Annotated in this window: 10 protein-coding genes; 5 read left to right on the top strand and 5 right to left on the bottom strand. The window is 63.8% G+C overall.

The features are described 5' to 3' along the window. Positions 1 to 31 precede the first annotated feature (31 nt). On the bottom strand, positions 32 to 1,228 hold the full coding sequence (locus ACFQ2F_RS05935; protein WP_379087139.1) for a hypothetical protein: 1,197 nt from the start codon (positions 1,226 to 1,228) through the stop codon (positions 32 to 34). Between the two features lie 236 nt (positions 1,229 to 1,464). Between ACFQ2F_RS05935 and ACFQ2F_RS05930 the strand changes: the two genes are divergently transcribed. Both ACFQ2F_RS05930 and ACFQ2F_RS05925 read left to right on the top strand, forming a co-directional pair. After that, a complete protein-coding gene (locus tag ACFQ2F_RS05930; RefSeq protein WP_379087136.1) occupies positions 1,465 to 2,463 on the top strand; it encodes an AraC family transcriptional regulator in 999 nt (332 codons plus the stop codon). A gap of 80 nt (positions 2,464 to 2,543) precedes the next feature. After that, complete coding sequence (locus ACFQ2F_RS05925; RefSeq protein WP_379087133.1) at positions 2,544 to 3,494, top strand: metallophosphoesterase family protein; 951 nt, start codon at positions 2,544 to 2,546, stop codon at positions 3,492 to 3,494. 14 nt (positions 3,495 to 3,508) lie between these two features. Here ACFQ2F_RS05925 and ACFQ2F_RS05920 read toward each other — a convergent pair whose 3' ends face one another. The 3 genes from ACFQ2F_RS05920 to ACFQ2F_RS05910 all read right to left on the bottom strand — a co-directional run bounded on the left by ACFQ2F_RS05920 (position 3,509) and on the right by ACFQ2F_RS05910 (position 7,138). After that, a complete protein-coding gene (locus ACFQ2F_RS05920) occupies positions 3,509 to 4,078 on the bottom strand; it encodes a hypothetical protein (RefSeq protein WP_379087130.1) in 570 nt (189 codons plus the stop codon). A 123-nt stretch (positions 4,079 to 4,201) separates the two neighbouring features. Beyond that, the gene (locus ACFQ2F_RS05915) at positions 4,202 to 5,665 is read right to left on the bottom strand and encodes a cation:proton antiporter (protein WP_379087127.1); all 1,464 of its coding nucleotides are present in this window, start codon (positions 5,663 to 5,665) and stop codon (positions 4,202 to 4,204) included. Between the two features lie 90 nt (positions 5,666 to 5,755). Then, positions 5,756 to 7,138 carry a hypothetical protein gene (locus ACFQ2F_RS05910; RefSeq protein ID WP_379087125.1) on the bottom strand — a complete coding sequence of 461 codons (1,383 nt, stop codon included), beginning with the start codon at positions 7,136 to 7,138 and terminating at the stop codon, positions 5,756 to 5,758. Positions 7,139 to 7,406: 268 nt separating this feature from the next. Here ACFQ2F_RS05910 and ACFQ2F_RS05905 point away from each other — a divergent pair, with 268 nt between their 5' ends. Next, positions 7,407 to 8,258, top strand: coding sequence for an SDR family oxidoreductase (locus tag ACFQ2F_RS05905; protein WP_379087122.1), 852 nt, complete (start codon positions 7,407 to 7,409; stop codon positions 8,256 to 8,258). Positions 8,259 to 8,275: 17 nt separating this feature from the next. Here ACFQ2F_RS05905 and otsB read toward each other — a convergent pair whose 3' ends face one another. Next, positions 8,276 to 8,986, bottom strand: coding sequence for a trehalose-phosphatase (otsB, locus tag ACFQ2F_RS05900; protein ID WP_379087119.1), 711 nt, complete (start codon positions 8,984 to 8,986; stop codon positions 8,276 to 8,278). A gap of 273 nt (positions 8,987 to 9,259) precedes the next feature. Here otsB and ACFQ2F_RS05895 point away from each other — a divergent pair, with 273 nt between their 5' ends. Further along, complete coding sequence (locus tag ACFQ2F_RS05895; RefSeq protein WP_379087116.1) at positions 9,260 to 10,747, top strand: alpha,alpha-trehalose-phosphate synthase (UDP-forming); 1,488 nt, start codon at positions 9,260 to 9,262, stop codon at positions 10,745 to 10,747. Positions 10,748 to 10,817: 70 nt separating this feature from the next. Then, a complete protein-coding gene (locus tag ACFQ2F_RS05890; RefSeq protein ID WP_379087113.1) occupies positions 10,818 to 13,886 on the top strand; it encodes an alpha-1,4-glucan--maltose-1-phosphate maltosyltransferase in 3,069 nt (1,022 codons plus the stop codon). Positions 13,887 to 13,929: the final 43 nt, after the last annotated feature.

The raw sequence follows: 13,929 nt of genomic DNA, 5'->3' as shown, positions 1-13,929 counted from the left end.
AGGCTAAGCCGCGCCAAATCATGGGTATGTCCTACCAGCCGAACGACATGCCTGCCCGCCCCGAGACCTGCCCCTCACCGGTGCCGACACCCAGACCACCATCCAGAACGAGCGTTCCGGCTCCCGGCCGCAGTACATCCTTGGCGATGATCCCTGCCGCTGTGAAGCCGAGCGCGCTCGCATCGTCGAACTGGCCCCAGCCGGCACGCATAACGAAGCTTTGGCCGGGCAGCATGATCGGCTGCGCGAGAGACGCCACGACAGCGATGCCTTCCGTAAGCTCGTCATCGCGCTCGCGCAGCTGCACCAGATCGGCCCCCGTGGCGAGACCGAGTTCGGTCGGCGTATAGGCGGCGAGATCGCCGGCCGCGTTCGAGGTGACTAGGTGGGTCGGCGACCCTTGTGCCGATCGGCTTGCGGACGAGGTCAGACCCGGCATGGTGTAGGTGTTGCTCGCGGTGCCAAACACCTGCTGATTGGCTCGCGTAGTCGTGGCGCCTGCACCGAACGCGGCGGCATTGGTGTGGGTCGCGCTCGCACCTGCGCCCACCGCGACACTGTTTTGGGCGGTTGCGCTCGCCCGTGGACCGATAGCGGTGCTCTCGACACCGGTGGCGGTCGAGAAGTTGCCGATAGCCGCACCGCCATTCGCCGAGGCGGTCAAAAAACCGACTGCCAGCGCACCGGTCGCATTCGATCCTGCCCCTAAAGCGATAGCGTTGTCGCTAGACTGGGCGAAGTTGCCGATTGCGATATTGCTGGTGAAGGCACCGCTGGCCCCGGCACCGACGCCGAGCGCTATATTGCTTCCGCCATCCCCCGCCGCATCGGCCGAGTTTCCCAGTGCAACGTTGTTGCTGGTCGCCCCCGCGGATTGCGCACTCTGGCCGAGGGCGACGTTGGCACTCCCCGCCCCGCTCGCATTGGAATCCGACCCCGTCGCCGTGTTCAAGGCGCCGTCGGTGCCGCTGGCATTGGCGCCGCTGCCCACCGCGGTGTTCGCACCGCCGAGACCCGATGCATCGGCGCCCGCACCGCAAGCCGTGTTGTTGATGACACCGCCGTCGTCGCCGGCAGGCCCCGGACCACCCGCACCGGAGTTCTCGCACTCCACCGCCTGCGCCTTGTCAGCCGGAAGACCGGCAACCAGCACCACGCCGACACCCAGCGTCAGTGCCCCTTTCACCGCGCCGTTCAACCACGGCTTTCCCTTTTTCGCCCCCGGCATTCTATTCCCCTTCGATACGCTGTAGCCCTCAAGTCATCGAACGGTATGCGGGGAACGCATTGCGGCGCTTGTCCAAAGAGGAACTCGAATTGACCCATACGGAACACATCAACCTTTGCATCTAAGCTGTTGCGAAGGGGACACAATTTGGACTTTACGGCACTAAACACATGCCTCTATCCTTTCGAGCGAAAGTCTTCTGAAAAGTCGACTTCGATCTTCTTGGGGGGAACGTCATGAGCAATTCGGAGCGGCCGAAGGGAAGTCCTCCTAACCGCTTCGCGTTCTCTTCCGATGCCTTTCCGTCCCATCTCGACAATCGGGAGCGGGCGCGTCTCTGGCAGGAGATGGGCGAAGAGCTCTACGGTTCCCTCGCGGTCTCCTACGCCGACGATCTCCCCTTCTCCGCCTCGGTCAGCTTCGCCCGCTTCGGGGATGTCGAGATGGGCGAGTTCGGCGGCACGCTGACGGAGATGGCGCGGAGCAGGAAGAACATCCTGACCGACGGGCGGGACGAGTTCTTCCTCGGCACCACATTCGGCACCAACGGGATTCTCTGTCGTCAGAACGGCAAGGAGGCGACCGTCGATCCCAACGCCTCCGTCCTGCTCTCCACGACGGAAATCGCTCTAGCCCAGGCCCAGCCGGGAACGACATGGCACTCGGTCGTCATTCCCCGCGAGAAGCTCAGCGAACTGGTGAGGCATCCCGACGATCTCCTAGCCAAGGCCATCGACCCCGACCTCCCATCGGCGCGATTGTTGCAGCGCTATCTTGCGATATTGCAAGAACCCCAAGGGTTTGAAGACGAGCCGGCTTTGAGCGAGCATATCGGCCAGACTCTGACGGACCTCGTCGCCCTGATGCTCGGCGCAAACCGGGAAGCGGCAGAGCTTGCCAAGACGCGCGGCAGGCGTTCCGCAAGGCTTGAGGCGATCCTCGCCAGCATCAAGTCGCGATGCCGCGACCCCGGCTTCTCCGAAACCGCGTTGGCGCAAGACCTCGGTCTGTCGCCCCGCTATATCCGCGACCTCCTCTTCGAAACCGGCACTACTTTCTCTGAGCGCGTGCTCGAGCTTCGGCTACAGCACGCGAAATCCATGCTGAGCGACCGGCGCTGCAACAGCCTGAAGATCGGCGACATCGCCTATGGCTGCGGCTTCAACGAAGTGTCCTATTTCAATCGCTGCTTCCGGCGCAGGTTCGGCGCCGCACCATCGCACTTCCGCCGCTGACCCGCGCGTCCCGGCCCGCGACCAGTCCTATAGGCGTTGATCCTCTGCAGCCCATTGCGCGGTACCGGCGCTGATCGTTAGTGTCTCCGCCCACATCCGAGGTCACGCCGGCGCTCACCGTCTTCATGTTCAAGCTCGCCCATCTCTCCGATATCCATCTCAGCCCGATCCCGCACGCGCGGCGCCGCGATCTGCTGAGCAAGCGGATCATCGGCTATGTGAACTGGCATCGCGGCCGAAAGCTGGTGCACCGGCGCGAGGTTCTCGACATGCTGACTCGGGACATGCTCGCCCGGAACCCGGACCACATCGCGGTCACCGGGGATCTTGTGAATCTCGGCCTGCCCGAGGAGTTCAAACGCGCCGCCCAATGGCTGGAGGAGCTGGGCCCGCCGGACCACGTCACCGCCATCCCCGGCAACCATGACGCCTATGTTCGGCTGAACCCGGAGCGCGGCACGGGTCTCTGGACGCCCTATATGGAAGCGAACCCGGCCGGCGAAGAGCTGTTTGCCACGCCCCCGAAAGGCTTCCCCTTCGTGCGGCGTTACGGCGACATCGCTCTGATCGCGCTCTCTTCCGCAATCCCCACCATGCCGTTCCTGGCCGCCGGACGCGTCGGCTCCACCCAGCGGAGCTATTTGGCGAAAGCCCTCACCGAGCTGGGCAAGCACGATCTCTTCCGCGTGGTGCTGATCCATCACCCGCCCCTGCCCGGCCTGGCGCCTTGGCGCCGCGCGCTGCGGGACCGGGAGAAGATCAAGAAGATTCTGAAGGAATGCGGCGCAGAGCTCGCGCTTCACGGCCATAATCACGAAGGCTCCGTGGAGCAGATCGAGACCATCTCCGGGCTATGCTCCGTGGTCGGCGTGCCCTCGGCCTCCGAAGCCATGGACGATGGCGAGCCCGCCGCCGGCTACAACGAATACTGCATCAGCCGCGTCAACAGCGGCTGGCAATGTGAGATGGGAATCCGCTCCGCATCGCGGGAAGGGCGGACCTGGGAGTCGCGGACACTGATCCTGCGCTAGGACTTTGACTTCCGCTACGGGATGCTGAGCCAGACTGCGGCGAGCAGCCCGCCGGCGCCTGCAAGAATGCCGATCAGGAACGCAGCGACGATCAGCCCGACCCGCGGGCCACCCTCTTCCGGTTCGTCCTGATACTGATAGTCCGGCCGCACGATGGGCTCCAAGAGCGCCGCTTCCTGGCGCTCCCTTCGCACGATCTCATGGGCCATGTAGCGGGTGATCCGGTCGGCCATGGCCGCCGCGCTGGCGGAAGAAAAAAGCGTCCGCCGCCCGGCATCGCTGCTGCGCACGAGTAGATAATCCCCGTCGCCATCGCCCACCACCGCATAGGTGAAGAGATCGATCCAAAGACGCGCGGGCCGGCTCGGCACCAGCACGAGCTCGAAACGATCGTCGCTCTGGGGCACCTGGGCGAACACGTCTTCCAGCTCGACCTTTAGGATCTCCAGCCGCGCGATCTCGCTGTCGCGCCAATCGGCCGACTCGCTGATGCGCTCCGCTTCTTCGATCCGTGCCTGACCGATCGCCTCCCGCAAAGAGCGGCTGGCCGCCGGCCGTGCGATCGCCTTGACCTTTTCGTCCATTCCCCGTCTTGCCTTAGGCTCGTCTTTGGGATTTCGTTTCCGTCTCGGCGGTAGGCTACAATGTGCCCACCGCCTTCATATAGCATGGAATTTTGGGCGCGCCGAGGAACCCTTAAAGCTTCGTTAAAATGGCCATTTCGGCGCTTCGCCCGTCGACGGCTTGTTCTCGTCTTGCTCGCCTTCAGGTGAAGTCTGCCCCTCAGATGAAGGCGGCGCGCTCTCCTCTTCAGCCCGCGAGAAGGTGATTTGCGGCTGGTCGTCCTCTCCGGCCTTCGACCGGCGGCGCTGGACAGCGACCTTGGCCGCGAGCGCCCAGCGCTTCGGGTGCTGGACGGCACGGGAGACCGCCGCCGCCCCCTTCTCCATGCCGGCGATCTCGCCCTCGTACACCTCGGCAAGCGCATCCTTGAAGCTGGAGACGCCGCGCGACGCCACGATATGGAAGCGCCGCACCGAGACCAGCCAGAGCGGGCTGACCAGAAGCGAGATCGCGATCACCGAGATGGTGAGCTGATAGAGCGCTCCATCCATGATTCGGTTCGAAAGCCCGATGCTGGCGAGCACGAAGGAGAACTCGCCGACCTGGGCCATGACGAGACCGGCCGGGAAGGCCACCTCCCACCGTTCGCCCGCGATGCGAAGCAGGACCACGTTGAGGATGCTCTTTATGAGGATCACGCCCAGCACGAAGGAGAACACCAGGCCGAAATTCTCCACGATGTAATTCATGTCCATCAAGAGCCCGATGGAGAGGAAGAAGACCACCATCAGGAGACTCTGGATCGGCTCGGTGGCGTGGATCGCCTCGGACCGGAGCGCCGTCTTGCCCACCACGAGCCCGGCGACGAAGGCGCCATAGACGGGCGAGAGCCCGATCACGCCGGTGACGGCCGCCCCGGTGAAGCAGGCGGTGAACATGGCGAGCGTCAGGAGATCGATGCGCCCCTGGATCCGGTCCGCGAAGGGAAAGGGCACGCGGCCCGGCTTGGCTAGCGCCCAGATCAGGGCGAACAGCCCGCCGACCGCCAGCGCCAGATAGAAAAGGATGCCGTAGCCCACGCCCTCCGGCCCGCCGAGCGAATTGGCGAACAGCAGGATCGGCACGATGGCGATGTCCTGGGCGATCAGCACGCCCACGGTGATGCGGCCCGTATCGGCGCGTAGCTCGCCGATCTCCTCCAGCATCTTAATGGCGAGCGCCGTGGAGGAGACCGCCACCGCAAAGCCGATCAGGAGCGAGGCCTCGATGCTCCACCCGGCGATGCTGCCGAACAGGAACGAGATCCCGAGACCCGCCACGATCTGAAGCGACGCGACGATCACCGCCGGCTTCAGCACCGTGACGAAGGCGCGGATCGACAGCTCCATGCCGATCAGGAACATCAGCAGCAGCACGCCGAGCTCCGCCAGGAAGCGGACCGACTCGCCATGCGCCACGAGACCGAACACCGTCGGCCCCAGCAGCATGCCGGCAATGATGTAGCCCACCACCGGCGGCTGGCGCAGACGCACGAAGAACAGCCCGAGCCCGACGGCCACGAGCGCCACCACGGCGATCTCGGTCAGATTTGTGAGATTCTCTTCCATCCCCCGCCCTTCTTGAAGAACGGGACTCTAATGGAGAATCGCCTTTTTTGTGGCGAGACCTGTGAAATTGCGTTGGGCGAACGCTTGCCCCTAGCTCGTCGACAGCACGACGCTGGACCGCGCGTCTTCAAACCACTTGTCGATGGCGGCGTCCACATTGTCCTTGATGCGCGACTTCCACGTATCGATGGTCACGTCGAGCGCCTCTTCGTTGGCGTCGATGAACTTGTCGCGATTGAACGCCTCGTTCGCCTCGTTGGAGAGGTAGTCGACCACCGCGCCGATGGCGAGGCCGATGGCGGCGCCCACCACCTGGCCGCCCATGGGCTGCACGAAAGTGCCGGCCACAGCACCGCCCTCGGCAAACGCGATGCGCGAGCCCAACGCCGCGGCAAAGCGGCTTGAGAGACCCGCAAAGCTCTGGGCGATGACCCGGTTCAGCGCGGGCCCTAGCGCCAGGGCGCCCACGGTGCCGCCGGCCGCCACGGCGCCCATGCCGACCACGCCTTCGAACGCCTTGTCCTGCATGAGATAGGTCGGCGCCTTCCACTTCTGGGCATCCCAGTCCAGCCGGATATCCGTCATCTTCTCCGACGGCGGGATCTCCTTGAGCTGCTCGGTGTTGCGGGCGAGGAAAAGCTGCAGCCGCATATCCCCGTTGGCGATCACCCGGCGATAGCTCTCATGGGCATCGCGCACTGCCTCCTCGACGCCCGCGGAAATCGTCTCGTCGCGGATCTCAGGCTTCAGCACCTGATCCGTATAGTTCTCCAGGAAATACTCCTGAACGTCGGCCTCGATGGCCTCGTTGAGGCTCTCGTATTTGCCCGCCTCGAAGAAGCGCGTCACGGCGGAAGAAACCGTCTCCTTCATCACCACGTAGGAGCGCTTCCACTCGAAGAACCAGTCAGCGTAAGAGTCGATCGCCTGCTCCCGGTCGGCAAAGGCCTGATCGAAGGCCCGGTCGATATCGGCATGGGCCGCCTGCTTGATCTGTTCCCGCTCGGAATCGAGCATGATCAGGGTCTCATTCACGAACTCGTCCGTCTTGGACTTGCTCGCCACGAGCTTGTGCAGCGTCCCGTCCACATCCTTGTAGACCAGGTCCACCGCATCCGCCGGAATGCTCGTGTCGGGGAAGAAGATGTCGAGGATGGATTCATCCTCGTGGACCGCCAGGTTGTGCTCCTGGTACCGCTCGTAGCTCCGCCAGAAGGTCACGCCGATGGACATCAGCCCATAGGCGACCAGCATCAGCGAGATCGCCACGGCGATGGGCCGGACGAACGCCGCGACCGGGCTCTCCTTGACGATGACCGTCTTGCCGCGCCGCTTCTTGCGCTTCAGCCGGGTCGGCCGCCGCTTGGCGGGCACGACGTCTTCGAGCTTCTCGGCGCGAGCGCTGTCATCCGCCTCGTCGTTGTCCTGGACGACAAGATCGGTGCTCTCGCCTTTCGGGAGCTCGTTCAGCATATCCGTCAGCCTGCGCAAGATCTCTCCAAGCAGTTCGGGGTTACGGCAGTGGCGGCGCCCCGCCACAATCTCGCCTTATATAAACACTGCCCGCGCTATTTGTAAGAAATGCGGAGGAAAATGGCGGTCTTCCAAGGGATTACCTTGGCAAGAAATGACCCTGGGCCAACCAGCCGTATCTCTCGGCAAATGCGTCGTCTTCGGAACTCCCGGGATCGCCGGTTGTTGCAACCAAAACGATCCCAAAAGGAAATCCAAGAGAAGCAGCATGCTGGACGATTCCAACGTCGATACCCCGCAAAGCAAGCAGCCGGGCCGCGAACATAAGATGCGCCGCGAGCCCGATTATGAGCCGCGCTATCCCGGCTCGGGCAGGCTGAAGGGAAAGCGCGTGCTCGTCACCGGCGGCGATAGCGGCATCGGCCGTGCTGTGAGCGTGCTCTTCGCCCGCGAAGGCGCCGATCTCGCCATCGTCTATCTGGAGGAAGACAAGGACGCGAAGACCACCTGCGCCATGGTCGAGGAGGAAGGCGCGCGCTGCCACCTCATAAAGGGCGACGTAGCGAGCAAGGCGTTCTGCGAGAAGGCGGTGAAGGAGACCATCGATTGCCTGGGCGGCATCGATATCCTCATCAACAACGCCGCCGAGCAGCATGTGGAGACCGAGGCGGAGGACATCGACGAGGAGCAGCTCAAGCGCACCTTCGCGACCAATCTCTTCGGCTATTTCTTCATGGCCCAGGCCGCCCTGCCTCATCTGAAGAAGGGCGACTGCATCGTCAACACGACATCGGTCACCGCCTATCGCGGCCAGGTCCTGCTGGTGGATTATTCGGCGACCAAGGGCGCCATCGTCTCCTTCACCCGGGCCCTGTCCCAGCAGATCGCCGGCGACGGCATTCGCGTCAACGCCGTGGCGCCGGGGCCGATCTGGACGCCGCTGATCCCGGCCAGCTTTCCCGAAGAGAAGGTGGAGAGCTTCGGCAAGCACGTGCCCTTAGGCCGTCCCGGCGAGCCCAACGAGGTCGCCCCCTGCTACCTGTTCCTGGCCTGCGAGGATTCCTCATACATGACCGGACAGGTGATGCATCCAAATGGCGGAGAGATGGTCGGTAGTTAGGCGACCGCGCTCGAGGCCTAGCTGCCGGCGTCGGCGAAGGCTTTCGCCCAAGCCATGAAGCCCGGCCGGTCCGTCCGGTAATGGGCGAGCGTGTCGCCCTCCCCGATCTTGATGGAGATACCGCCCGCCTTGTTGGCCGCGGCGAAGGCGTATTCGTCCGTCACGTCGTCGCCGATCATCACCGGCACCCGGCCCGCGAAAGGCTCCTCGGCCATGAAGGCCTCCAGGGCGAGACCCTTGTCCAGCCCTTCCACCTTCACCTCAAGCACCATCTTCCCGTCCATGACGTGGAGGTCTCGGTTCCCCTCGATGGCCCGATGGACCGCCTCGCGCGCCATGTCGCCGAGCTCCGGCTTCTGCCGGTAATGCAGCGCCACGGAGCTCTCCTTGCGCTCGAGCTCCAGCTCGCCATGCTCGTCCGCCAGCACCTGCAGCGCTTCCCCCACCTTGGTCATGGCATCGGCCTCGAAATCGCGATGCACCGCACCTTCCGCATCGCGCCGGACCGCGCCGTGCTCGGCGCCCGCCGGCAGCGTCAGAGGCGACAGGAAATCGTCGACCGTTGCGAGCGGACGCCCGGTCAAAATCGCAACCGCCCCATCGAGACGCGCGGTCAGTCCGCGCAGCAGCTCCAGCACCTGAGGCTCGACATGCACCAGATGCGGCCGGGCGGCGATATCGACCAGAGTGCCGTCGAAATCGATGAAAAAAGCGGCACTCTCTGTCACGCTCGGTAAACTGTTTTGGGTTTTAGTCGCCATGCTTCCGCTCGTTCGGTGCCGCGTCGGTCGAGATTCCAACGGGTTAGAGATGGAGGCTCAGACAGCCTTCAGACGGCGTGGAATTTGCACGCCGTTTGCATGGTATCTAGGTTCTACGTCGTAACGCGAATGTGAAACTTTTGAGCCATAAAGTCGTTAAAGGATCAGCGCCCTCCGGCGCATTTAGCTAAAGGTGGGGGTGATTCCTTGGACACGAATTCGACCAGCGTCAAGTTGGGTATGCCGGATAATCAAAAGGCACCCGCCAACTCGGCCGGCGAAGAAGAGCCGACCGATGTGGCAGAGAGGGACAGCAAGCGGCTTGTCGTCGTCTCTAATCGGGTAGCTAACCTTAATGCGAAAGCTCAAACGGGCGGTCTTGCCGTCGCCCTTGGCGATGCGCTGAGCGCTTCCCAGGGCCTGTGGTTCGGCTGGAGCGGAGAAACTTCCGTCGACGCCAAGGAGACCATGCCCAAGATCGAGACCAAGGGCGATCTCACCGTCGCCACCATCGATCTCACCCCCGAAGAGGCTGAAGGTTACTATCTCGGCTACGCCAATCGCTGCCTGTGGCCCAGCCTTCATTACCGCCTTGATCTCGCGCTCTGCAATGAAGAGCACGCCAATATCTATTTCGAGGTGAACGCGCGCTTTGCCGACAATCTGATGCCGCTGCTCGAGCCCGGCGACATGATCTGGGTGCACGACTATCACCTGATCCCGCTGGCCGAGGAGCTGAAGCGCCGCGGTTGCACCTCCCGCATCGGCTTCTTCCTGCACACGCCATTCCCATCGCCTGAGATCTTCGCCGCCGTGCCCCATCAGAAGCGGCTCGGCGATGCGCTCATGCGCTTCGACGTGGTCGGCTTCCAGACCCAGTCCGATCGCGAGAACTTTGCCCGCTATGTCTGCGGCTTCATGAATGGCGAGGAGCTGACCGGCGATCTTCTGACCGCCCAAGGCCAGACCACCAACGCCGCCGTCTTCCCTATCGGCATCGACGTACAAGGCTTCGCGAACCTCGCCGCCCAAGGCGACGGTCAGCCGAGCCTCCTGCCCGTAGCGCCGGACGGCGACATGAAGACCATCATCGGTGTCGATCGGCTCGATTACACCAAGGGCCTGCCCGAACGCCTGCGCGCCTTCGAAGCGCTGCTGGAGCAGTATCCCCAGCACCGGCGCCACGTCCGCTTTGTGCAGATCGCACCGCCCACCCGCGAGACCCTGCCGGTCTATCAGGATATCCGCCGTGAGGTGGAAAGGCTGGTCGGCCAGATCAATGGCCGCTTCGGCGATCTCAACTGGCAGCCGGTCATCTATCTCCACCGGCCCTTCCCGCAGGACGTCCTCGCCCGGCTTTGCCGGGAGAGCGCGGTCGGCATGATCACGCCCCTGCGCGACGGCATGAACCTGGTCGCCAAGGAATACATCGCCGCCCAGCGGCCCGAGGATCCGGGCGTTCTGGTCCTCTCCCGCTTCGCCGGCGCCGCCGAACAGCTCCGCGAGGCGCTGCTCATCAATCCTCACGATGTGAACGAGATGGCCAGCACCCTGGACCGGGCGCTCACCATGCCCCGACAGGAGCGCTGGGCCCGCTATAATCGCCTCCGTCAGCGGGTCGAGACCTACGACGTCACCAACTGGCGCGACAGCTTCATGCAGACTTTCGCCAGCTCCGACGCCGATCCCGTCAACGTCTTCGCCAACAACAAGCTGGGCGCCGCCTAGCCTCCCTATGGCCAATCAAGAGTCCGCACAGGGCGGCTCTGCGCCTAACCCTGTGTCTGCGCCAAAAGCTATGCCTGCCAACACTGCCGCACCGCGCATCTACGCGTTGCCCGGCCCCATGGCCGGTCAGCCGAACGTTGCCTCTCCCTATCTGAAGCGCGCCGCGGAGATGGGGTTCGACTGGATTCTGTTCGGCCCGCTCTCCGATCCAAAGCGAGACCGCGACGCCATCAAGGAGATCGCTTCCGACGCCCAGGCCAAGGGGCTCAAGCTGATGCTTCGCCTCACTCCGGACAGCACCGGCGATCTGCCGGCCTGGAAAAAGGCGGGTGCCGACGGGGTGATGCTCTCCTCGGCCCGCACCATGTCCGCCAAGGACTGGATCGCGAAGCTCTCCAAGCTGGATACGAAAGACAGCGACCTTCTGGTGCTCGCCGACAGCTTGGGGCGTTCCCCGAAGGAGCAGCACGAGATCGCCAAATGCGGCATTGGCTGGCTGCTAAACAGCTTCGCCTGGTGGGATCTGCGCGAGAGCTGGTTCCTCGATCAGCAGCGGGACATTGCACCGCTTGCCCGCACCGTGGCGACGCCCGAGCCCTGGCCCGGACCGCGACTGATCCACCGGCTGATGCATTTCGATCCGGCTACCATCGCCGACATCTACGCCACCCAATACCGCCTAGCGGCAACCGTCTCGTCCGGCATCCTCTGCCCCTTTGGCTTCGAGTTCGGCGCCTCGGCGCCCCTGGACGATAAGGGCTATCGTGCGGTCGACTGGGAACGCATGCAGGAGAAGGCGAGCTTCGAGATCACCGATGCGATCGGCGAGATCAACCGGCTCAAGGCCAAGACGCCGGCGCTTCAGAGCGATGCCCAGCTGGAGCGCGCATCGGCGCCGGATGCCTCCGTCGTGGCGCTTTCCAAATCCGCCTCCACCAAGGACGGCAGCCAGACCGTCGTGACGCTCGCCAATATGAGCGCCGTCGAAGCGCCCCTGCCCGCTCATGCCGAGCTCGCCCGCGCCGCCGACGCCAATGCCGATTTCAAGGTGGTCGCTCCGAAAGGCTCCGAAGGTCTGGTCGGCAGCCTGCCGCCTTACGAAGGCGCCGTGCTCCTCGCCGAGACCAAGACCACCAAGCCCAAACCGCCCAAGGCGGGCAAGTACGATCAGCGCCTCCAGGAGCTGGCCACCAACCGCGTCGTGATCGAAGGCGTCGCGCCGGAGGTCGATGGCGGACGCTTCCCCATCAAGCGCGTGCTGGGCGAGACGCTCCACATCGAGGCCGACATCTTCATGGACGGCCACGACATCATCGATGGCTGTCTCTGCTACCGGCATATCGACGAGGACACCTGGCACGAGACGCCCATGCGGCCGCTGGTCAATGACCGCTGGGAGGCCGAGTTCACACTCGACCGCATCGGCCGCTACTTCTATTTCGTGCAGGCCTGGAAAGACGCCTATCGAAGCTGGCGCGCCGGCGTGATGAAGAAGCTGGAGGCCGAGCAGAAGGTCGCCGTCGACCTCGCCGTGGGTTTACGCCTCATCGGCCGTTACATGGACTCCGCCCCGCCCGAGACCCGCGAAGCCATGCGCGAGCTTCTCACCGAGATGGAGACCCTGGGTGACAAGCAGGTCCTCGCCGAGCGCATGGTGAGCGAAGAGACCATGGCCTTGATGGACAAGGCTGGCCACCGGGAGAACCTCTCCCGCCATCTGGTCGACTATCAGGTCTATGTGGACCGCCCGCTCGCGGCCAACGCCGCCTGGTACGAGCTGATGCCCCGCTCCCAGTCCGGCGATGCCGAGCGCCACGGCACCTTCGACGATGTGATCGGCCAGCTCCCTTACGTGCGCGATCTCGGCTTCGACGTGCTCTACTTCCCGCCCATCCATCCGATCGGTCAGAAGAACCGGAAGGGTAAGAACAACAGCCTCGATGCGAAGCCCGGCGATCCAGGGAGCCCCTACGCCATCGGCTCCAAGGAGGGCGGCCATGACGCGCTCCATCCCGAACTTGGCAGCTTCGAGGACTTCTCGCGGCTGATCGAGGCGGCCCGCGCCTACGATCTGGAGATCGCCATCGACTTCGCCATCCAATGCTCGCCGGACCATCCCTGGATCAAGCAGCACCCCGAATGGTTCGACTGGCGCCCCGACGGCACGATCCAGTACGCGGAGAACCCGCCGAAGAAATACGAGGATATCGTCCCGCCCCATTTCTACGGGAAGGCGTTCCCCGATCTCTGGCTGGAGCTGCGCGACATCGTTCTGTTCTGGGCAAAGACCGGCGTGCGCATCTTCCGGGTCGACAATCCCCACACCAAGCCGGTGCCGTTCTGGGAGTGGATGATCGCCGAGGTACAGGACGCCTATCCGGACTGCGTCTTCCTGGCCGAGGCCTTCACCCGGCCGAAGATGATGAAGCGGCTCGCCAAGATCGGCTTCACCCAGTCCTATTCCTACTTCACCTGGCGCAACGAAAAGCACGAGCTGATCGAGTATCTGACCGAGCTCACCACCGAGGAATGCCGCGAATACATGCGGCCGAATTTCTTCGCCAATACGCCGGACATCAACCCGGTCTATCTGCAGGAGAACGGCCGCGCCGGCCATCAGGTGCGCCTCGCGCTGGCCGCCACATTAAGCCCGCTTTACGGCCTCTATAACGGCTACGAAATCTGCGAAGCCACGCCGATGCCGGGCAAGGAGGAGTATCTCAATTCCGAGAAATACGAGCTCAGGGTTTGGGACTTCGACCAGCCGGAGAACATCAAGGACGACATCCAGCTCATCAATCGGATCCGGCGCGACAATCCGGCCCTGTGGCAGTTCACGGACCTCACGTTCCTGAACGCATGGAACGACAATATTCTCTGCTATTACAAATGCAGCGCGGCGAAGGACAATCTCGTCGTCGTCGCCGTCAATCTCGACGCGCAAGAGCCGCAGGGCGCGTCCTTCGAGATTCCGCTATGGGAGTTCGGCCTTCCCGACGATGCAGCCATCGAGGCCGTCGACCTGGTGCATGACAGCCGCCAGACCTTCAGCGGAAAGACTCAATCCGTCTGGCTCGATCCCGCCGACCGTCCCTACGCTATCTGGCGCCTGATCCCGCCGGGCAGCGCGCGAAATTGAAGCAGCGCACGAAATTGAACAATCTTCTTTCGGAAGCATTGGC

It is taken from the genome of Methyloligella solikamskensis (assembly GCF_042676065.1).
Classification (GTDB): domain Bacteria; phylum Pseudomonadota; class Alphaproteobacteria; order Rhizobiales; family Methyloligellaceae; genus Methyloligella; species Methyloligella solikamskensis.
Note: the sequence above shows the minus strand (reverse complement) of the source record. Positions and strands in the feature narration are given on the sequence as shown.

Bases quoted from the DNA above. Each gene is read 5' to 3' on its own strand.
- ACFQ2F_RS05935 (WP_379087139.1), bottom strand. From the start codon at position 1,228: ATGCCGGGGGCGAAAAAGGGAAAGCCGTGGTTGAACGGCGCGGTGAAA.
- ACFQ2F_RS05930 (WP_379087136.1), top strand. From the start codon at position 1,465: ATGAGCAATTCGGAGCGGCCGAAGGGAAGTCCTCCTAACCGCTTCGCG.
- ACFQ2F_RS05920 (WP_379087130.1), bottom strand. From the start codon at position 4,078: ATGGACGAAAAGGTCAAGGCGATCGCACGGCCGGCGGCCAGCCGCTCT.
- ACFQ2F_RS05915 (WP_379087127.1), bottom strand. From the start codon at position 5,665: ATGGAAGAGAATCTCACAAATCTGACCGAGATCGCCGTGGTGGCGCTC.
- ACFQ2F_RS05910 (WP_379087125.1), bottom strand. From the start codon at position 7,138: ATGCTGAACGAGCTCCCGAAAGGCGAGAGCACCGATCTTGTCGTCCAG.
- ACFQ2F_RS05905 (WP_379087122.1), top strand. From the start codon at position 7,407: ATGCTGGACGATTCCAACGTCGATACCCCGCAAAGCAAGCAGCCGGGC.
- ACFQ2F_RS05895 (WP_379087116.1), top strand. From the start codon at position 9,260: ATGCCGGATAATCAAAAGGCACCCGCCAACTCGGCCGGCGAAGAAGAG.
- ACFQ2F_RS05890 (WP_379087113.1), top strand. From the start codon at position 10,818: ATGCCTGCCAACACTGCCGCACCGCGCATCTACGCGTTGCCCGGCCCC.